Origin of the sequence: Pseudomonas sp. fls2-241-TYG-175, assembly GCF_030209155.1 — a bacterium.
GTDB classification, from domain to species: Bacteria; Pseudomonadota; Gammaproteobacteria; order Pseudomonadales; family Pseudomonadaceae; genus Aquipseudomonas; species Aquipseudomonas viridiflava.
The window spans coordinates 134,809-154,831 of the sequence record NZ_JARVSO010000004.1 but is presented as its reverse complement, the minus strand read 5'-3'; the positions used below and the strand labels follow the sequence as shown (position 1 = coordinate 154,831).

The following is a 20,023-nucleotide window of genomic DNA, read 5'->3' as shown; positions in this document are numbered from 1 at the left end:
ACCTGAATCGTTGATCAGTACAGGCTCGGGAGCACGATTTCGTCGCTGCGCTGCACGCCGGCGGTAAATGCCCGGCAGAGGTCGAGAAATTCGCGCATGGCGGAGGTCTGGTACTTCTGTTTGTGCCAGATGAAGTAGAACTGCCGGGACAGGTCCAGATCCGGGGTGGTCAATTCCACCAGATTGCCACGACGAAACGCATCGCGCAGTGCAAGTCTGGAAATGCAGCCAATGCCGAGCCCCGATTCCACCGCCCGTTTTATGGCCTCGGTGTGCTCCAGTTCCAGCTTCACATTCAGACCGTTACGGTGATGACGCATGGCCTGATCGAACGTCAGCCGAGTGCCGGATCCCTGCTCGCGCAGAATCCAGGCTTCACGCGTCAGTTCCTCCAGTGTGGCCTGGCCGCGTTTGGCCAGCGGATGCTGCGGCGCACAGAACACCACCAGTTCATCTTCGACCCAGGATTGCACTTCAATGTCGGGGTGGCTGCAATCGCCCTCGATCAAACCCAGGTCGATTTCGTAATGCGCCACCTGTTGCACGATGTGCGCGGTATTCTGCACATGCAGTTTCACCTGGCTTTCCGGATGACGCTGCATGTAGCCACCGATCAACAGCGTCGCCAGATAGTTGCCGATGGTCAGCGTCGCGCCAACGGCCAACGAGCCGAAACCTGACTTGCCGTTGAGCAGGTCTTCGATTTCCTTGGCCTGATCGAGCAGGGCAACCGCCTGGGGCAACAACTGGCGTCCCGTGGCATTGAGGCTCAGTCGTTTGCCGGCGCGGTCGAAGAGCTGGCAGCTGGACTGACGCTCCAGTTCGGTGATCGATGTACTGGCAGCCGACTGGGAGAGTGAAAGCAGCACGGCAGCGCGCGAGACGCTTTCCTGCTGGGCGACGGCGACAAAGACCTGAAGTTGACGAAGAGTGAATCGCATATCTATATAACCGATAACCCATATCTTGATAATTCATTTAACAGATATTGTGTCTGCCACTAGAATGTCGCGCAATAGCGCCGTGCCCCTGCGCGCACGAAATTTTCAGGAGTTCCCACGTACATGAGCAACATGAACCACGAGCGTGTCCTCAGCGTCCATCACTGGAACGACACCCTCTTCAGTTTCAAGTGCACCCGCGACCCTGGTCTGCGTTTCGAGAACGGTCAGTTCGTCATGATCGGTCTGCAGCAGCCAAACGGTCGTCCGCTCATGCGTGCGTATTCGATTGCCAGCCCTAACTGGGAAGAGCATCTGGAGTTTTTCAGCATCAAGGTGCCTGACGGTCCGCTGACCTCGCAGCTGCAGCACCTCAAGGAAGGCGACGAGATCATCATCAGCAAGAAGCCTACAGGCACGCTGGTGCTGGACGACCTCAAGCCGGGCAAGCATCTTTATCTGCTCAGCACTGGCACAGGCCTGGCGCCGTTCATGAGCGTGATCCAGGACCCCGAGACCTACGAGCGTTTCGAAAAGGTCATCCTGTGCCACGGCGTGCGTTACGTGAACGAAGTCGCCTACCGCGAGTTCATCACCGAGCACTTGCCGCAGAACGAGTTCTTCGGTGAGGCGCTGCGTGACAAGCTGATCTACTACCCGACCGTAACCCGTGAGCCGTTCGAGAACGAAGGCCGCCTGACTGACCTGATGCGCAGCGGCAAGCTGTTCAGCGACATCGGTCTGCCGCCGATCAATCCTCAGGACGACCGCGCCATGCTGTGCGGCAGCCCGAGCATGCTGGACGAGACCAGCGAAGTGCTCAACAGCTTCGGCCTGACCGTGTCCCCACGCATGCGTGAGCCTGGCGATTACCTGATCGAGCGTGCATTCGTCGAGAAGTAAGCCGGGTTGAAAAAACCGCCTCACCCTTGCGCAGGATGAGGCGGTTTTTTATTGGCCGGAAACTTGTGCCGGGACCACTTCCAGCACGCAAATGACGCCTGCCTGAGGGTAATGCCAGCGAACATCCAGATCCCAGAACTGCGCACCGTAGCGACGTTCGGGCGTGGGCACCTGATAGGCAGGCCTGGGGTCCTGAGCCAGGCACTGCTCAATCAGTTCCACCAGCGGTTCGCCCAGTCTCAACGCATGCTCGTGCGCCTGAACCAGCGCGGCGTCCTGCCAGTGCACCGGAATCAGCTCGGGTGCGGCGCTGGCCATCGAGTTGGTCGCGCTCTCGACAGCGTCGGCGTATGGCACGTAGGGCTTGATGTCCAGCACCGGCGTGCCGTCAAGCAGGTCGATACCCGACAACCAGAGGCGTCCGGCTTCGATTTTATCCAGCCTGACCACTGATTGACCGATACCGTTGGGGCGATGAGTCGCGCGAGTGGCGAACACGCCCATCGATTGATTGCCGCCCAGGCGAGGCGGGCGCACTTTCAAGCGTGGCTTGTCTTCAAGCGCCAGATGGAACAGGAACAGCAGCCAGACATGGCTGACCTGCTCCAGACCCTGTACCGCATCGCCCTGATCGAAAGGGGCGACCAGTTCCAGTACGCCGCGCGCGGCTGGCGCCAGGTGTGGCTGACGCGGAATGGCGAACTTCTCCTTGAAGCAGGAGCGCACGTAGCCGACCGGTGAAACGGTATGGGTCATGCCCGCCGACTCAGCCGCGAACGCGCAGGGTCAGGCCCTTGAGGAAGTTACGCAGCAGCTGGTCGCCGCATTCGCGGTAATTGGTATGACCCACCTTGCGAAACAGCGCGCTCAGCTCCGGCTTGGAGACCGGGAAGTCGACGGACTTGAGGATTGCGTGCATGTCGTCCTCTTTCAGTTCGAAGGCCACGCGCAGCTTTTTCAGCACAATGTTGTTGGTGATCGGCAGATCGATGGCTTGAGGTGGGCGGCTCTCGTCCTTGCCGCGCTTGAAGTAGACCAGACCATCCAGGAAGTGCGCCATGATCTCATCGCTGCAATCCAGATAGCCTTCTTCTTCCTCTTTCTTCATGAACGCAATGACGTCGCTCTTGGAGACCTCAAAACCGGTCAGCTTTGTGATTTCGACAATCTTGCTGTCGCTGATATCGAGCATGTAGCGCACGCTGCGCAATACATCGTTGTTCATCATGAGCGGTGAGTCCTGTAAGTCTTTTGACGGCGCACGAGCAAATGCATACGCCCGGTAATGAGGGGAAGTTAGAACTTTTCCTTGGTTGTCATGTAGCGCCATTGCCCTTCGGGCAGCTTGCCCATGGACACGCCGCCAATGCGGATGCGGCGAACGGAGACGATTTTCAGGCCGACGGCCTCGCAGAGCTGGGCGATGATGCCTGGCTGCGGATTCTTCATGGCGAAACGCAGGCGGTTCTCGTTCTGCCAGCTGGCTTTGACCTTCGGCAGCTCCTTGCCCTTGTAGGTCAGGCCGTGGTTCAGGCGGTTCAGCCCATGAGGGACTATCTCGCCGGAGATCTCCACCACGTACTCCTGCTCGATCTTGCTGCGGTCGTCGGTGAGTTTGCGCAGGATTTTCCAGTCCTGGCTGAACACCATCAGGCCGCTGGCGTTGGCCTGCAGGCTGGAGATCGCTTCAAGCCGCAGAAAGTGCCCTTTGAGCGGGCGCTTGCCATAGCTGTGTTCTTCGGACAGGGTGCCCGGCGTGATCATCTGCAGAGCGGTTTCGGCAGTCACCGAGGCGGGCGTGTGAAAGATGATCGTGACCGGCTCCGGTGAATCCGCCTTGGCATCAGGGCTCAGCTCGACCTTCTGGTTATCGACCTTGAATTGCGGCTCTTCGACCACCACGCCATCCACGGTGACCCAGCCGCCCTCGATGAACAGTTCGGCCTCCCGGCGGGAGCAGCCGACCAGGTCGATGAGGCGTTTGGAGAGGCGAATGGGGTCTGTCATGAAAGAAGCCGTTTACTGATGAGAAAGGCGCCATTGTAACCGCCTGCGCCGGGTTAATCGCGGCAACATTGCAATTGCGCCTTCAGTCACGTCAATTGCGGCGGCTCAAATGCATCCTGAGCATTGGATAGGGGCTGCCCAGGCCATCGACTTCGGAACGGCTGACCACTTCGAAACCGTGCTTGAGGTAAAAGCCCAGCGCCTGCGGATTCTGTTCGTTCACATCCAGCTCGTAGATGTGGAATTGTGAGATCGCATGGGTCAGCAGCTGTGAGCCCAGTCCTTCTCCCCGGTGCTCGGGGTCGATGAACAGCATGTCGAGTTTGCTCCGGTTGACGCCTGCGAAGCCGGTGATGTCCAGTTGCGCGTCACGGGTACAGAACAGGGTCACACTGTCCAGGTATTGCCTGAGCAGCAGATCTTTCAACAGCGTGATGTAGGCGTCTGGCAGAAAGTCATGAGTGGCGCGTACCGAGCGCTCCCACAGGTCTACCAAATCCGGGTAGTCGTTCTTGTCTGGAATGTAGAATTCCATCGGCCAGCGCTCCCAGTGTCCAGTCTGTGCATAGACCGCAAAACTCAACGAAAAAGCCCTGCCGTTTTGAAGGGCAGGGCTTTTTCCGGCAGGTGGAGCCAGCGTCAGATGATTTCGGCCCATAGGTCGTATTCATCGGCGTCGGTCACGCGGCACATGATCTTGTCACCCGGCTTGACCGTGCTGTCGTCTTCCAGACCGATGAACACATTACCGTCGATTTCAGGGGCATCGAAGAAGCAGCGGCCAACCGCACCGCGTTCATCGACTTCGTCGATCAGCACTTCGATCTCGCGACCGATTTTCATCTGCAGACGAGCGGCGCTGATGGCCTGCTGGTGCGCCATGAAACGGTCCCAACGGTCCTGTTTGACATCATCCGGCACAATGGCGGCGTCCAGCAGGTTCGCGGGCGCACCTTCGACCGGGGAGTACTGGAAGCAGCCGACACGGTCCAGTTGGGCATCGGTCAGCCAGTCCAGCAGGTACTGGAAGTCTTCTTCGGTTTCGCCAGGGAAGCCGACGATAAAGGTCGAGCGGATGATCAGGTCAGGGCACTGCTCGCGCCAGTTCTTGATGCGGGCCAGGGTCTTGTCCTCGAAGGCAGGGCGCTTCATCAGCTTGAGGACCTTGGGGCTGGCGTGCTGGAACGGGATGTCCAGGTACGGCAGGATCTTGCCGGCCGCCATCAGCGGGATCAGCTCGTCAACGTGCGGGTACGGATAAACGTAATGCAGGCGGACCCAGACGCCCATGGAACCCAGCGCCTGACACAGCTCGGTCATGCGGGTCTTGACTGGCTGGCCGTCCCAGAAACCGGTGCGGTACTTGACGTCAACGCCGTAGGCACTGGTGTCCTGCGAGATCACCAGCAATTCCTTCACGCCGGATTTGACCAGACGCTTGGCTTCGTCGAGCACATCGCCTACCGGACGGCTGACCAGCTTGCCGCGCATCGACGGAATGATGCAGAAGCTGCAGCTGTGGTTACAGCCTTCGGAAATTTTCAGGTACGCGTAGTGACGCGGTGTGAGCTTGATGCCTTGCGGCGGAACCAGATCGATCAGCGGATTGTGATCGTGGCGAGGCGGCACGACTTCGTGCACGGCATTGACGACCTGCTCGTACTGTTGAGGACCGGTCACCGACAACACGCTCGGGTGGACCTTGCGAATGACGCTTTCATCCACGCCCATGCAGCCGGTCACGATCACCTTGCCGTTTTCCGCCAGTGCCTCACCGATCACTTCCAGCGACTCAGCCTTGGCCGAGTCAATGAAGCCGCAGGTATTGACGACAACCACGTCGGCGTCTTCGTAAGTCGGAACGACTTCGTAACCTTCCATGCGCAGCTGAGTCAGGATGCGTTCGGAGTCAACGAGCGCTTTCGGACAACCCAGAGAGACGAATCCAACCTTGGGGGCGGATGGCGTGGTGACGGTGGACATGGCGAACCTCGGCGTGATGGGGCCTGGACACTACGTGCAGGCACCGATTGGGCGCTTGGTTGCGCCTCTGATCAAAAAGTGCGCAATTCTAGCGATGAGCGGGCGTGATGACCAGTGTCTGGGCGAGATTTACGACGAGTGCGGAACGTCTTCAAGGTTTGAAACAGGATTGTCAATTGATCCTATACCCAAACGGGTATATTTTGTCCGTGTTGGCAAGGATAGGCGATCTCGCAGTGAAGCCATTGTATTGGTTGTTTGGCAGTAAGAAAGACCTGTTGGCGATGCCCGAGGATGTGCAGGATGTATTCGGGTATGCGCTCCATCAGGCTCAGCAGGGAAACAAGCACACTCAAGCCGTACCCTTGAAAGGCTTTTCCGGGGCTGGTGTGCTTGAGGTTGTTGAGGATTATGACGGGGATACTTACCGGGCGGCTTATACCGTCAAGTTTGGAAATGCGGTCTATGCCTTGCATTGCTTTCAGAAGAAGTCGACCTCAGGCATCAAGACGGCGCAGCACGACATTGATCTGATCAAATCTCGACTCAAAGCAGCAGAAGAGCATGCCAAGGGGGCTAAAAATGACTGATATCGAAGAAAGTAGCGGCAATGTCTACGCAGACCTCGGCCGAGGCGACGCCAGAGAAATGTTGATCAAGGCCCAACTAGCCACCAAGATAGGCGCCATTATCAAGGCTCGACATCTTACTCAGGTCGAAGCTGCTCGAATCCTTGCGATGCCTCAACCCAAGGTGTCGGAAATGCTCAGGGGAAAATTCAGAGGTATCAGCGAGTCCAAGATGATCGATTGCCTCTCTCGCCTTGGGCGTGATGTCCAGATAGTTGTAAAGACAGCGCCGCGCTCGCGTGGTGGTGAAGGGCGAGTTGAGGTTGTCTTTGCTTAAAGGCACTGAATAGGTCTAAGGCCCATCTGTCGGTGGGCTTTTTCTTGGGCGTTGACATGATGTGCCCATCGTAGAAAGAGAATTACACCCACCGCTGCGTTATGCTTCGCGCCATCGCATCCCGGCATGTCAATGTCTGGGCGGATCTGAATTGTTACGCGTTGTGAAGTTCATAGTGCTTTGAACCTCATGTCTGGTTTCCGGGAGTAGTGGATGAGTCAAACAAACAGTCATGAAGGTTCTGGAAAGGCGGCCAGGCCTGTTGGGCTGCTGATCGCAGCGGTGGGCGTGGTGTATGGCGATATCGGTACCAGCCCGCTGTATACGCTCAAGGAGGTATTTCAGGGCGGCTACGGGGTCGAGGTCACGCATGACGCGATTCTGGGCGTTCTGTCGCTGATTTTCTGGTCGCTGATCTGGGTGGTGTCCTTCAAGTACATGGTCTTCATCCTGCGTGCCGATAACCAGGGCGAGGGCGGCATCATGGCCCTGACGGCACTGGCGCGACGGGCTACGGCCAAGTACCCCAGGCTGCAGATGTTGATGGTGGTGTTCGGCCTGTTCGGTGCGGCGCTGTTTTACGGAGACAGCATGATCACGCCTGCCGTATCCGTGTTGTCGGCGATGGAAGGTCTCGAGCTGGCGTTCGACGGGCTGGAGCATTGGATCGTGCCAATGGCGCTGGTGGTGTTGATCGGTCTGTTCCTGATTCAGAGGCACGGCACGGCGCGCATCGGTGTGCTGTTCGGTCCGGTGATGGTCACCTGGTTTGTGGTGCTGGGGGCGCTGGGTGTCTACGGCATCATGCAGTCGCCGGAAGTGCTCAAGGCGGTGAATCCTGCCTGGGGCGTGCACTTTTTCATTATTCACCCTGGCATCGGTGTCGCCATTCTTGGCGCAGTGGTGCTGGCGTTGACGGGCGCCGAAGCCCTGTATGCAGACATGGGGCACTTCGGCCGCAAGCCGATTTCGCGGGCGTGGTTCATCCTCGTGTTGCCAGCGTTGCTGCTCAACTATTTCGGTCAGGGTGCGCTGGTGCTGGGCAATCCCGAGACCGTGCGCAATCCGTTTTATCTGCTGGCGCCGGGTTGGGCGCTGCTGCCACTGATCGGCCTGTCGACCATGGCGACGATCATTGCCTCTCAAGCGGTGATTTCCGGTGCGTTCTCCATGACGCTGCAGGCCATCCAGCTTGGCTACATCCCACGCATGTACATCCAGCACACCTCCAGTGATGCACAGGGCCAGATTTACATCGGCGCCGTAAACTGGGCACTGATGGCGGGCGTGATCATGCTGGTGATCGGCTTCGAGTCTTCCGGCGCGCTGGCTTCTGCCTACGGCGTGGCGGTGACCGGGACCATGCTCTGCACCACGATTCTGGTGTCTTCGGTGATGCTGCTGCTGTGGAAATGGCCGCCATTGCTGGCCGTTCCGCTATTGATAGGGCTGTTGCTGGTAGACGGTCTGTTCTTTGCTGCCAACGTGCCGAAGATTTTTCAGGGCGGTGCCTTTCCGGTGCTGGCGGGCGCGGTGCTGTTCATCCTCATGACCACCTGGAAGCGCGGCAAGCAGTTGCTCGCCGAGCGTATCGACGAAGGCGGTCTACCGCTGCCGATCTTCATCGGCAGCATTCGCGTGCAGCCGCCACATCGTGTGCAGGGTACGGCGGTGTTCCTGACGGCCCGTTCCGATGCCGTGCCGCATGCGCTGTTGCACAACATGCTGCACAACCAGGTGTTACACGAGCAGGTCGTGCTGTTGACGGTTGTCTACGAGGACACTCCGAGGGTTCCCGCTCAGCAGCGTTTCGAGGTCGAGTCATACGGAGAAGGGTTCTACCGCGTGATTCTGCACTTCGGGTTCATCGACGAGCCTGACGTGCCCGCTGCGCTCGCCCTGTGTCACTTGGCCGAACTGGACTTCAGCCCGATGCGCACCACCTACTTCCTGAGTCGCGAGACGGTCATTCCGTCGAAGATGGTCGGCATGGCTCGCTGGCGCGAGGCACTGTTCGCCTTCATGCTCAAGAACGCCAACGGCAACCTGCGCTTCTTCAAGCTGCCGTTCAACCGCGTGATCGAGCTGGGTACGCAAGTCGAGATGTAAGCTGGCAAATATACTGCCCGCAAACAAAAATCCCGGCGACCTTACGGTGCCGGGATTTTTTTGGCTCTGACAACTGACCGGTTATTGAGCGCCGGTCTTGCCCTGACGCTTGTTGATGGCGTCGATCAGGCGTTTGGCCAGCGCGGGGTAGTCTTCATCGAAGTGATGACCGCCGGGCAACTGGACCGCTTCACCCACTGCTGTGGTGTCGGTGCAACCGCTGTCCTTCTTCTCTTCGATGCCATAGACGCAGAACACCTTGGCGGCAGGCAGCTTGGCCATCTCAGGTCCGGTCGTTGCTTCCTTGCCTGCGTTGCCCAGCCAGCCATCCACGTGGATCTCGAAACTGCCCGAGCGGGCGAATGCCAGCAGGATGATTGCGTCTACGCGGTTCTGATCGTCCGTCGCCAGACGGTTGTAGATCGCAGGCATGACGTCAGCGCCGAACGAGTAACCGGCAAGAATGAAGCGCTTGGTGCCCCATTTCTGACGGTAGTGGTTCATCAGGTCGGTGAGGTCGACGGCGGTCTGCTCGGGCGTCTTGTGCTCCCAGTAGTAACGCAGCACGTCGATGCCGACCACCGGATAGCCCATTTTCGCCATATCGCCTGCGACAACCTTGTCCAGATCGCGCCAGCCGCCATCACCGGACATGAACAGCGTGACGGTGTCGGATGGTTGGCTGGCCGGTACTTCAACGACTGGAATACCCAGACCCCCGCTGTCGTTTTCACCCAGCAGCAGATGACGCAGTTCGGTGTTCAGAACCTGTGGCAGCGGGATATCGTAGTCGCTGATGCTGGTATCGGCGTTGGTCTGATCCCTTACGAACGCTGCGCTCGGGTCATCCGGCGCGTCATTCCAGGCCGCCAGCCAGTGACCGTGCGGCGCTTTCTGCGGCAGCGGCACGTCACAGATGCGTGGCGGCGTGTCGCCTTCGTCCACCACCGGTGGCGGATTGGACACGTGCTCAAGGGCGAAGCCCACGGAGATGGCCTGAGCCTTGTCGTCAGTCTGTCCGGCCAGCCAGCGCCAGGCCAGCGTTGCGCCGGGGCCTATGCCGCCGACGACCAGTGCAGGGCCGTCCAGTTTTTCGAGGGCGCTCTGGAACGTCTTCTGCTGCATGACGCAATCGTCTTTCGGCAGAACAACCTGAACGATGCGCGCCGACGCGTCTTTGCTGATGGCCAGCAATTGCTTGTCGGTGAGCATTTCCTCGGCAGTGACAGCCAGTGCGATACGGGTCTTGATGCTGGTGGCGGGTGTCACGCTGGTCAGCGCGGCCCCGTCATCCAGATTCGAGTGCTCAAGTGTGGCGGGTGGAGCGGGGCGGTTCCAGATCCAGACTCCCAGTGCGACCAAAAGAAAAATTACCAGAGCTGCGAGCAAAAGGCGCCAGGAGCGTCGAATCATCAGCGTTTCACCAATCCAGTCAGGCCGCCCGCAATCAGGGCGGCAGTGTCAGCCAGTGCCACGAGCGGATCGAGTCCGGCAGGCACGGCCATATAACGAGGTTCCCAGTCGGGCTGGAACTTGTCCTTGAAGCGGCGCAGCCCCTGGAAGTTGTAGAGCTGTTCTCCACGGCGGAAGATCATCGAGCCCAGACGCTGGGTCAGTGGTGCGCCGCGTCTCGGCTGCAGGCCGGACAGCGGCACCATACCCAGGCTGAAGCGGGAATAGCCCTGCGCCTTATAATGCAGAATCAACCCGACCATCATGAATTCCATGGTCAATTTGGGCGCGTCCGGATGCGAGCGCATCAGGTCGAGGCTGGCCAGTTCGTGGCTGGTGGTTTCCAGCAGGTTGGAAAACGCCACCGGCTTGCCCTGGAAGTGAACGATCGCAATGCGGAAATACTTGAGGTATTCGGGGTTGAAGCGTCCCAGAGAAAAGCCTTTCTCTCGCACATTCTTGCCGGTCAGCCAGGCATCGGAGATCGCTTTGAGTTCGTCGATTGGCGCTTCGCCCTGCTCGTAGATCTCCAGCGAAAGACCATCACGACCACCACGGTTCCAGGTGTAGCGCAGGTCTTTCATCTCCTTGCCTTTGGCTTCGATATCGAACTTCAGCAGGTTGACTCGTGCTTCTTCGCCCAGCTTGATCGCGGTCAGGCCAATGTCCATGTAGAACGGCAGGTTTTCAGCGCGTACCTGATAGAACACTGGACGTGCATGGTGAACATCGCACAGGTCACGGAATTGCCAGATCAGTTCGGCACGCTGTTGTGTCGGGCCGATAGGGTCATAAAGCGCAACGAGACTGCGGCCGCGGTGCGAATACATCAGGAAAGCGTTGCCGGCCGGATGAAACAGAATGGCCTTGTCGCCGGTCAGTACCAGCCCGCCGTCCGGCTGGCTGGAAGCTTTGAGAATCTCGGCCGCCTTGTCCAGGTCGGCTGCGTCAGGCAGCTTGATCACGGGACGTGCAGTGCGCAGCAGCCAGGTCAGGGAGACCACCACCAGAAGAACCGCGCTGCCCAGCGCCGAGCGCAGGCCGCGAGGAGCATCGGCGTCCAGCGTGAACTGCCACCACAGCTGGTGGCTGTAAGGCACGTCCTGATAAGCAAACAGCAGCAGCCAGATCGACGCACCGACCACGCAGACGCTGGCGATCAGATAAAGCGGAGAAAACGGCACTTCCAGAAGGCGGCTTGGGCGATAGAACGAGCGGCGGAAGGTCATCAGCAGGACCGCAGTCAGCAGCAGAAGGCTGGCTTCTTCCCAGTCGAAGCCCTTGAGCATCGACAGCACGGCACCCACCAGCAACAGGATCACGGTGAGCACCCAGGCAGCGGACAGTCGTCGGCGCAGCCCTTGCGCCAGCAGCAGGCAGAGTACGCCGACCAGGCTCGCACCGAAGTGCGAGGCATCGATCAGGCGATGGGGAATCATGAAGCCGACGTTTTCCAATCGGGTATCGATTTCAGGGGTGGCACCAGAGAAGAGCAGCACCACCCCCGACAAGAAAACCAGTAGTGCCAGGATCGGTGCTGCCAGACCTGACGCGACGCGCATCGCCTGTCGGGTCGGAAGCAATCGTTGGGCTTCGGTGAACAACAACGTCAGGCATGCCAGCAGCAGCGGCAGCACGACGTAGATCAGGCGATACAGCAACAGGGCGGCCGCCAGCGGCGCAGCGCCCAGCTCATTGGCAAACGCAGCCAGCAGAATCGCTTCGAAGACGCCGACGCCACCGGGTACATGACTGAGTACGCCAGCGGCGAGCGCCAGCAGGTAGATCAGCATGAATGCGCCCAGCGGTGGCGCCTGGGGCAGCAGTAGGTAAAGCACCAGAGCCGCGGCGGCCACGTCCAGCGCGGTGATCACCAGTTGGATCAGGGTCAGACGCAGGTTCGGAAGGCGCAGGGTGCGGCGACCAAGGCGTACCAGAATGTTGTGGGGGATATCCTGTTCCGGCAGGCGACGGCGATAGATGGCGACCGCCAGTAAAATGCTGCCGACCAATACCGCAGTCGCAATGACCGCGAGAATCTCGACGGGAAGCTTCAATGCGAGCGATGCGCCGGACAGGTTGCTCAAGGTCGCCAGCGCAGCGAGTGGCGGCAGCGCACAGCCCAGCGAGAGGCTGGCGAACACGGTCATTCGGGCAATTTCAATCGCGCCGATACCATGTCGCGAGTACAGGCGATAACGGACCGAGCCGCCGGACAGCATCGACAGACCTACCGCATTGCCAATCGCAAACGACGTGAAACCACCAAGGATCAGCGTTTTGGTCGGCAGGTCGACGTTGGCGTAGCGACTGGCCGACAGCTCGTAACCCATCAGGATGACGTAGCCGATTATCGCGGCCAGCAGCGCGCCGCCCAGAGAGGCCAGGGGCACTGCGAACAGGGAATCGTGCAGCGCGTACCAGTCCATCTCGATGAGCATGTGCCGGCAGGCGATCAATGCCAGGCCGAACAGCAGCAGCATCACGGCCAGCCCGATAGGCTGGCGATACTTGCTCAGCAACTCGCGCCACTGCAGGCGTGCGGGTTTGCCGGGTTGGTCGGCATTCACTGTTTCATTGGAATCTGACGTGTTGTCGCGCATCAATCACTCCTTGGATCGTGCGCGACAGGATGGAGGTATACAGCCAAGTTACCAATCCCTACGCAAAAAATATTTCAGGATGTTAGCGCGTCAACGCCTAACGAGCGAATAGCGAATAGAACGGGTCAATGCTGTTCAGCCGTGATTCAGGTCTGATTCAGCTTAGCCATAAGCCTATCGGCCGCATGTGAAAAAACTGTCGTAAATGGAAACATTACGTGACGTTCGTGATGATAGGGCTTCAGTGTCTGGAGCAAATAGTCTTTTTTGTCAGACAGTTACTGATATCGAGGAGGGGGGTTTTCATCAGGCACAAAAAAGGCCACTCTTTCGAGCAGCCTTCTTCGATGTTTGGTTGCGGGAGCCGGATTTGAACCGACGACCTTCGGGTTATGAGCCCGACGAGCTACCAGACTGCTCCATCCCGCGTCTGTGTGGCGGCATTCTACAGCCGAACGCAAAAGTGTCAACCCTTAATGCTCGAAAGCTGAAAATAACCTCGCTTAATGCTTGGATCCACCTACGCGTTCCGGGCTGGCCCAGCTCTTCTATATAGAAGCAGGAGGCGACATAGAAGCAGGAGGCGACATAGAAGCAGGAGGCGACGCTTTATGAGCGCGCACAAAAAAGGCCACTCTTTCGAGTAGCCTTTCTTGATGTTTGGTTGCGGGAGCCGGATTTGAACCGACGACCTTCGGGTTATGAGCCCGACGAGCTACCAGACTGCTCCATCCCGCGTCTGTGTGGCGGCATTCTACAGAGAGTTGTCGGGGTGTCAATGATTAGTTTCAAAAAAGTGCTTCTCCTTCAAGTGGTTAGCGAGGCGAAGCGGGGGTGTGAACGACCTTTGACGCCCGGCCCGCCGGGCTTCGGGTGGTGTTTACCTACGAGCAGCGATGCAAATGCGGCCTTTTCATCGCGCATTTTCAGGACGTGCGTGTCACGGGTTGATAGCAGTGAGATACTGCCTGACCATGGATATCAAAATCTCATCAGGTCATGACGCAGCGCAAAATCATCCACATCGACTGTGACTGCTTTTACGCAGCCATCGAAATGCGCGACGACCCGAGTCTGGCGGCCAAGCCTTTGGCAGTAGGGGGCTCGGCAGAGCGGCGGGGGGTTATCGCCACCTGCAACTACGAGGCGCGTGCGTACGGTGTGCGTTCTGCCATGTCCTCTCGACATGCCCTCAAGCTCTGTCCGGACCTGACCATCGTCAAGCCGCGTATGGATGCCTATAAAGAAGCATCGAAGGAAATCCAGACGATATTTCGCGATTACACCGACCTGATCGAGCCGCTGTCTCTGGATGAGGCGTTTCTGGACGTATCCGATGCGAGCCACTTCTCGGGGAGTGCGACGCGCATTGCTCAGGATATCCGGCGCAGGGTTTCGAATCAGCTGCACATCACCGTATCGGCGGGCGTTGCGCCCAACAAGTTTCTGGCCAAAATCGCCAGCGACTGGAAAAAGCCGAACGGGCTGTTTGTCATTACCCCGGATCAGGTCGAGGACTTTGTCGCATCGCTGCCTGTCAACAAGCTGCACGGGGTGGGCAAGGTCACGGCCGACAAGCTGGGGCGTCTGGGGATTGTCGACTGTGCGGATCTGCGCAGCCGTAGCAAGCTGGCGCTGGTGCGTGAGTTCGGCAGTTTCGGCGAACGGCTCTGGAGTCTTGCGCATGGCATCGATGACCGGCCTGTGCAGAATGACAGTCGGCGTCAGTCGGTCAGTGTCGAGAATACTTACGACAAGGATCTGCCTGATCTGGCCAGTTGCCTGGAAAAGCTGCCTGCCTTGCTGGAGACGCTGACCCACCGCATGGCGCGAATGGAAGGCCAGTACCGGCCGGGCAAACCCTTCGTCAAAGTGAAATTCCATGACTTCACTCAGACCACGCTGGAACAGACCGGCGCAGGCAGGGATCTGGGCAGCTATGAGCAGTTACTGGCGCAGGCTTTCGCGCGGGGTGGGAAGCCGGTTCGGTTATTGGGCGTAGGGATGCGGCTGCACGACTTGCGTGCGGCACACGAGCAACTGGAATTGTTCACGCGCTAACAGGCGGCTCCGTGCGATCACGGAGCCCAATGTTCATTGCGCTTGTGCAGGAACCGCAACCAGACGACCGGCATCCCTGGCCAGCGACTTCAGAAACTCGTTCTGCAGCTGTGGATCATTGCGCGTCAGTTCGATGAGGCTCTGTTCCAGTTCACTGGCTTCTTCTTCAAGACCAAGATCCGACAGGCGCTTGACTCGATGCACCCACTGGCTTACTTCGTCGTCTTCCAGATCATCGTAAATCAGCGCATGTGCTTCCAGGAGTTTGCCGCGCAGTGAGTGGCTGATTGGCAGGCTCTCATTGGCGTGTGCGTTGTCCTGTTCGTCTTCCACATTGATGTAGATACGAGTGACACGGCTCAGATCCTGTTCTGCAAACGGGCTGTCCAGCAGATTGAGCCTCAGTACGCCGTTGCGGTCTGTGGTCATCTCGTGGGTGTCGTTACCCGCCTTGACCATGACCGAGCGCTCGCTCCACGGCAGGGTGGAATTCTCGATGCGCTTGTCTTTCTGAACCTCATCGATACCCGCCAGGTTTTGCTCGGCGCGGCCATGCGAGGGCGCGTTCATGAACGGGTTCATCCCGGCAACGCCGTAGCTGATCCAGTCCTTGGTCACGCTTTCCGGCAGACTGCCCAGTGCGAAGACATTGACCACGTTGGCGCCTACGCCAGCCACGACCGCGACTGCACCGAGCGGTATTTCATAGATCTCCCGCCAGGGCTGATAGGGCGTGTAGCGGTCGTAGTGACGTGTGACTTCGAAGTCGGTGACCTCGAACGACTTGTGTTCGTGGATGCGCACACGTCGTTGCGGCAACTCCAGTGTCTTGGGTTCGCCGATATCGACCTGCAAGGTGTGTTCAAGCAGTTTTCGCTCGACACGTTCCTCATGTTCGCTGCGCTGTGACAACTGATTGGCACAGCCACCGACGAGGAACGTGCCGCAGAGAACGGCGCTGCCGAGGCTTAAGGTGCTTCGTTTGAACATGGGATCTCTTGATGCGGATGGGGCCTGTGATGAGTGGCGCATCGACAGATGCCGATGCGCCTTTTGACTCAGCGTTTCACGCGGCCCTGAATGAACGACAGCACGTCAGCAACTGCAAGGGCTTGCGGTTGCGACTCGGTACGGCTCTTGTATTCCAGATTCCCTTCGGCCAGACCCCGATCACTGACCACGATGCGATGCGGGATGCCGATCAGTTCCATGTCTGCGAACTTGATGCCCGGGCTGGTTTTCTTGTCGCGGTCATCGAGCAGCACTTCAAAACCGGCGGCTTTCAGCTCGGCGTACAGTTTGTCTGTCGCTTCACGTACGGCGTCGGTTTCGTAGCGCAGCGGGATCAGGGCGATCTGGAAGGGTGCCAGTGTATCGTTCCAGATAATGCCGTTCTCGTCGCTGTTCTGTTCGATGGCCGCAGCAACCACGCGGGACACGCCGATGCCATAGCAACCCATGGACAGGTTGACCGGCTTGCCATTCTCGCCCAGTACCTGGCACTTCATGGCTTCGCTGTACTTGGTGCCCAGCTGGAAGATATGGCCGACTTCGATGCCACGCTTGATTTCCAGGGTGCCCTTGCCATCGGGGCTTGGGTCGCCAGCAACCACATTGCGCAGATCGGCAATGGCCGGAACCGGCAGATCACGCTCCCAGTTGACGCCGAAGTAGTGCTTGTCGTCGATGTTGGCACCGACACTGAAATCGCTCATCAGCGCGACCGAGCGATCAATGATGCAAGGCAGTGGCAGGTTGAGCGGGCCCAGTGAGCCTGCGCCTGCGCCGATGGCGTCACGCAGTTCGGCTTCGGACGCCATGACCAGAGGGTCTGCGACCTGCTCCAGTCTGGTGGCCTTGATTTCGTTGAGTTCGTGGTCGCCACGAATGATCAGTGCAACCAGCTTGCCTTCTTCGGCAGCATGCACCACCAGGGTCTTGACGGTCTTTTCGATCGGCAGATCGAAGCCTTCGACCAGTTGCGCGATGGTCTTGGTGTTCGGTGTGTCGACCAGACGCAGCTCTTCGGTCGGAGCAGGGCGCGACGTTTCGCGTGGCACCGCTTCGGCTTTTTCAATGTTGGCGGCGTAGTCGGAACCATCACTGAACACGATGTCGTCTTCGCCGGATTCGGCCAGTACGTGGAACTCGTGCGAGCCTGCACCACCTATCGAACCGTTATCTGCCTCGACCGGGCGGAATTTCAGCCCCAGGCGGGTAAAGACATTGCTGTACGCCTGATGCATGCGGTCGTAGGTTTCCTGCAACGAAGCATGATCGGCGTGGAACGAGTAGGCATCCTTCATGACGAACTCGCGACCGCGCATCAGGCCGAAGCGTGGGCGGATCTCGTCACGGAATTTGGTCTGGATCTGGTACATATTAATCGGCAACTGCTTGTAGCTGTTCAGCTCGTTGCGGGCCAGATCGGTGATGACTTCTTCGTGGGTCGGGCCCAGGCAGAAATCACGTTGGTGGCGGTCGACCAGACGCATCAATTCAGGGCCGTACTGCACCCAGCGGCCGGACTCCTGCCATAGTTCTGCGGGCTGAATACCCGGCATCAGGATTTCGAGTGCGCCTGCAGCGTCCATCTCCTCGCGAACGATGGCTTCTACCTTGCGCAGCACGCGAAGGCCCATCGGCAGCCAGGTGTACAGGCCGGAGGCGAGCTTGCGGATCATGCCGGCGCGCAGCATCAGCTGATGGCTGACCACGACCGCATCGGAAGGGGTTTCTTTCTGTGTGGCGAGCAAAAATTGACTGGTGCGCATGGTTGGCCGTTGTCGGTTGCTGAGACTGGAAATGACTCGGGATTGTACGGTGATGTGCCGGTGGCGTACAGGGCAGGGCGGTCGTTCGGGGTGTGCGGCCGAGCTTTCGCGCAGGTAAGAAAAAGCCCGGCATGAGCCGGGCTTTTCGTATTGCCGAGTGCAGAACCGTGATTACAGGATCGAAATAGGGTAATCGACGATCAGGCGGAACTCGTTGACGTCGCCGTCAGCCTGAGCGTCGTTGCCACGGTGCCATGCTTGACGCATGCGGAAGGACAGGTCTTTTGCAGGGCCTGTCTGTACGACGTACTTGGCTTCCAGGTTGGTCTCGTGGTGTTTGCCGTCAGCGCCATAAATTGGGCTGCCGTCATTTTTGCGGTAAGTCGAGTTTGCAGCCAGGCCGGTGCCGTCGATGTTGTCACCATTGAGGTAACGCGTCATGAAGCTCAGACCAGGAACGCCATAGGGTGCCATGTTCAGGTCGTAACGCACCTGCCAGGACTTCTCCCCAGGACCGTTGAAGTCAGAATACTGGACGGAGTTCGCTAGGAAAATCGAGTCGCCGCCGCGGTTGTTATCGCCAATGCCTATGTAATCGAAAGGCGTATCGCCGTTAACTTTTTGGAAGGCAACGGTAACTGTGTGCGCAGCCAGAAAAGAGTAGGCTGCGGAGAGGGAGTAGGTGGTGTTGCTGATCGAGCCTGCTTTTGCGCTGCCCTCATCCGTAGTGCGGTAGAGGTTGGCGTCGAAAGCAAGAGACTGCTCGTTACCCAGCGGAAGCGCGTAGTTAACGTTTCCGTAGTACTGATTCCACACGTCTTCAAGCTTGGCTGCATAGAACGCAACGCCCAGAGCGTCGTTAATTGCGTATTTGCCGCCAGCGAAGTCTGCACTATTAGCCCGCACCCCGGCGTAGTTCGCCCAGATGCTTCCGTCATGACTTGTGTCGTTCTGACTGGTGCCGGAATAGAAGTGACCACCCTCAAGATCAAGGCCTTTGATCTCACTGCTTTGCAGGCTTATGCCGCTGGCTGTCTGTGGCAGTAGTCGAGATCCGCCGACTGCAAATACCGGGCTGGTAGGCTGCATGTCGCCGATTTTAAGCTCGGTCTTAGATACGCGGAATTTTACTGCGCCGCCCAGTTTGCCAAGCGTATCTTCGTTACCGCCATTTCGGTCGGTAACCAGGTTGGTGGATCCGGAATAAGTGTCTGGCCCCCAGAGCTTCAACCCAAAATAGCCGAACGCTTCCACACCTACGCCGACAGTACCCTGAGTGTAGCCAGAGCTGAAGTTCGTCCACAAACCTTGGGTCCAGTCACGCTGATCCTGGTTGCCGTCGCCTTTGTTGTCGCGGTTGAAATAATAATTGCGCAACTTCAGGTCAAGCGTGCTGCCTTCAACAAAACCCTTGGCCTCAGCCTGATCACTGACGAACGGTGCCGCTGTTGCCAGTTGGGCGCTGGCTGCAGTAACGGCCAGTGCGATTGCGCTCCACTTCATCACTCTCATCGTGATTGCTCCTTTGGTTTTTAGAAGGTACTCAAGCCGTCCCACCTGTTTTTTTATCTGGGCGGCCTTTTCTATTTTTATGTCGGCGGAAAAACTACCTCACGCTGACGATGCTTGCGATAGGTGCAGCCCTATCCTTTCAGAATCTTTACGGCGGTGTCGCTGAGTGCGTCATCCTTGTTGGTGCTTCGCTTGAGCTGTTTCGGGCTGTTCCAGGCAAAGGCCTCAGGGAGAGACTCTGCGCGGTCTGGCTGGTCGACAGCGTCATTGCGCGGCACGAACTGTTTTCCCTTGGTCATTTTCGCTTCTGTTTTCCGCCAGAAGCAGCGTGACCATATGGGTGATATAGCAACAAGCGTGCACAAAATTCCATCGTATGAAAAAAATTTGTGAAAAATCAGAATCAGCGTCGACTTTACGCTGTATCCGATTGTTTTAACGTGAAAATTTCCATAAGAAAATTTTCACATGCGATGCCCGGCAGGTATCAGGTTAGCCGCAGGCCCCGGATTTGTTACCGTTTCCCACCTGTATTTGTGTAAATCGCGCACCCTCAGTGTTGGCGACGCAACATCAGTGTGTGGTTTTGGGGCACCGGTCGATGTGACTGCCTGACTCTGGAGCGACGCTTGTGCGCGGTTCATGTTGATCGAGACCCTGTTTCATTTTCATGACCCGGATTCAGGTTTTTGAGCGATCAAAGCAATTCAAGTGATGGGTATCCCTGCACCCAGCGCTGTTCCTGAGGCTCGCACGCGGTTCAATTCAGTGC

Annotated in this window: 17 protein-coding genes and 2 tRNA genes; 5 read left to right on the top strand and 14 right to left on the bottom strand. The window is 58.3% G+C overall.

What is annotated here, in order from left to right; genetic code table 11:
• Nucleotides 1-14: 14 nt before the first annotated feature.
• Nucleotides 15-941, bottom strand: coding sequence for a LysR family transcriptional regulator (locus QRN20_RS04405; RefSeq protein WP_004879099.1), 927 nt, complete (start codon nucleotides 939-941; stop codon nucleotides 15-17).
• 123 nt (nucleotides 942-1,064) lie between these two features.
• Here QRN20_RS04405 and fpr point away from each other — a divergent pair, with 123 nt between their 5' ends.
• On the top strand, nucleotides 1,065-1,844 hold the full coding sequence (gene fpr, locus QRN20_RS04400) for a ferredoxin-NADP reductase (RefSeq protein ID WP_002554680.1): 780 nt from the start codon (nucleotides 1,065-1,067) through the stop codon (nucleotides 1,842-1,844).
• Between the two features lie 48 nt (nucleotides 1,845-1,892).
• Here the strand turns inward: fpr and tsaA are convergent, their stop codons facing one another.
• The 5 genes from tsaA to rimO form a co-directional block, all read right to left on the bottom strand.
• The gene (gene tsaA, locus QRN20_RS04395; RefSeq protein WP_122500770.1) at nucleotides 1,893-2,600 is read right to left on the bottom strand and encodes a tRNA (N6-threonylcarbamoyladenosine(37)-N6)-methyltransferase TrmO; all 708 of its coding nucleotides are present in this window, start codon (nucleotides 2,598-2,600) and stop codon (nucleotides 1,893-1,895) included.
• A 10-nt stretch (nucleotides 2,601-2,610) separates the two neighbouring features.
• Nucleotides 2,611-3,072 (bottom strand): YehS family protein, encoded by a 462-nt coding sequence (locus QRN20_RS04390; RefSeq protein WP_004879103.1) that lies wholly within the window; start codon nucleotides 3,070-3,072, stop codon nucleotides 2,611-2,613.
• Nucleotides 3,073-3,140: 68 nt separating this feature from the next.
• A complete protein-coding gene (locus tag QRN20_RS04385) occupies nucleotides 3,141-3,851 on the bottom strand; it encodes an rRNA pseudouridine synthase (RefSeq protein WP_122500771.1) in 711 nt (236 codons plus the stop codon).
• A gap of 91 nt (nucleotides 3,852-3,942) precedes the next feature.
• Nucleotides 3,943-4,386 (bottom strand): GNAT family N-acetyltransferase, encoded by a 444-nt coding sequence (locus tag QRN20_RS04380; protein WP_058432018.1) that lies wholly within the window; start codon nucleotides 4,384-4,386, stop codon nucleotides 3,943-3,945.
• 104 nt (nucleotides 4,387-4,490) lie between these two features.
• A complete protein-coding gene (gene rimO, locus QRN20_RS04375) occupies nucleotides 4,491-5,834 on the bottom strand; it encodes a 30S ribosomal protein S12 methylthiotransferase RimO (RefSeq protein ID WP_058431994.1) in 1,344 nt (447 codons plus the stop codon).
• A gap of 278 nt (nucleotides 5,835-6,112) precedes the next feature.
• Here rimO and QRN20_RS04370 point away from each other — a divergent pair, with 278 nt between their 5' ends.
• From QRN20_RS04370 to QRN20_RS04360, 3 genes are all read left to right on the top strand, one after another.
• On the top strand, nucleotides 6,113-6,424 hold the full coding sequence (locus QRN20_RS04370; RefSeq protein ID WP_257118409.1) for a type II toxin-antitoxin system RelE/ParE family toxin: 312 nt from the start codon (nucleotides 6,113-6,115) through the stop codon (nucleotides 6,422-6,424).
• Nucleotides 6,417-6,740 carry a helix-turn-helix domain-containing protein gene (locus QRN20_RS04365; RefSeq protein WP_058431995.1) on the top strand — a complete coding sequence of 108 codons (324 nt, stop codon included), beginning with the start codon at nucleotides 6,417-6,419 and terminating at the stop codon, nucleotides 6,738-6,740. The genes QRN20_RS04370 and QRN20_RS04365 overlap by 8 nt, the downstream gene beginning before the upstream one ends.
• 213 nt (nucleotides 6,741-6,953) lie before the next feature.
• Nucleotides 6,954-8,849, top strand: a complete 1,896-nt coding sequence (locus QRN20_RS04360; RefSeq protein ID WP_029241686.1) for a potassium transporter Kup — start codon at nucleotides 6,954-6,956, stop codon at nucleotides 8,847-8,849.
• Nucleotides 8,850-8,930: 81 nt separating this feature from the next.
• Here QRN20_RS04360 and QRN20_RS04355 read toward each other — a convergent pair whose 3' ends face one another.
• The 4 genes from QRN20_RS04355 to QRN20_RS04340 form a co-directional block, all read right to left on the bottom strand.
• Nucleotides 8,931-10,262 carry a virulence factor family protein gene (locus QRN20_RS04355; protein ID WP_122500772.1) on the bottom strand — a complete coding sequence of 444 codons (1,332 nt, stop codon included), beginning with the start codon at nucleotides 10,260-10,262 and terminating at the stop codon, nucleotides 8,931-8,933.
• Nucleotides 10,262-12,904, bottom strand: coding sequence for a bifunctional lysylphosphatidylglycerol flippase/synthetase MprF (mprF, locus tag QRN20_RS04350; protein WP_122433933.1), 2,643 nt, complete (start codon nucleotides 12,902-12,904; stop codon nucleotides 10,262-10,264). The genes QRN20_RS04355 and mprF overlap by 1 nt, the downstream gene beginning before the upstream one ends.
• 352 nt (nucleotides 12,905-13,256) lie before the next feature.
• Nucleotides 13,257-13,333, bottom strand: a tRNA-Met gene (locus QRN20_RS04345).
• A 232-nt stretch (nucleotides 13,334-13,565) separates the two neighbouring features.
• Nucleotides 13,566-13,642: transfer RNA gene (locus tag QRN20_RS04340), tRNA-Met, on the bottom strand.
• A gap of 261 nt (nucleotides 13,643-13,903) precedes the next feature.
• On the opposite strand from QRN20_RS04340, the gene dinB reads away from it, so the two are divergent.
• Complete coding sequence (dinB, locus tag QRN20_RS04335) at nucleotides 13,904-14,965, top strand: DNA polymerase IV (RefSeq protein ID WP_004879122.1); 1,062 nt, start codon at nucleotides 13,904-13,906, stop codon at nucleotides 14,963-14,965.
• Between the two features lie 33 nt (nucleotides 14,966-14,998).
• On the opposite strand, the gene QRN20_RS04330 is transcribed toward dinB, so the two are convergent.
• The 4 genes from QRN20_RS04330 to QRN20_RS04315 all read right to left on the bottom strand — a co-directional run bounded on the left by QRN20_RS04330 (nucleotide 14,999) and on the right by QRN20_RS04315 (nucleotide 19,550).
• Nucleotides 14,999-15,955 (bottom strand): hypothetical protein, encoded by a 957-nt coding sequence (locus QRN20_RS04330; RefSeq protein WP_096766594.1) that lies wholly within the window; start codon nucleotides 15,953-15,955, stop codon nucleotides 14,999-15,001.
• A gap of 68 nt (nucleotides 15,956-16,023) precedes the next feature.
• Entirely contained in the window at nucleotides 16,024-17,739 is a 1,716-nt protein-coding gene (locus QRN20_RS04325; protein ID WP_043305408.1) for a proline--tRNA ligase, read from the bottom strand.
• Nucleotides 17,740-17,910: 171 nt separating this feature from the next.
• Complete coding sequence (locus QRN20_RS04320) at nucleotides 17,911-19,251, bottom strand: OprD family porin (RefSeq protein WP_004879128.1); 1,341 nt, start codon at nucleotides 19,249-19,251, stop codon at nucleotides 17,911-17,913.
• A gap of 131 nt (nucleotides 19,252-19,382) precedes the next feature.
• Nucleotides 19,383-19,550 carry a hypothetical protein gene (locus QRN20_RS04315; RefSeq protein ID WP_162876943.1) on the bottom strand — a complete coding sequence of 56 codons (168 nt, stop codon included), beginning with the start codon at nucleotides 19,548-19,550 and terminating at the stop codon, nucleotides 19,383-19,385.
• Between the last annotated feature and the right edge of the window lie 473 nt (nucleotides 19,551-20,023).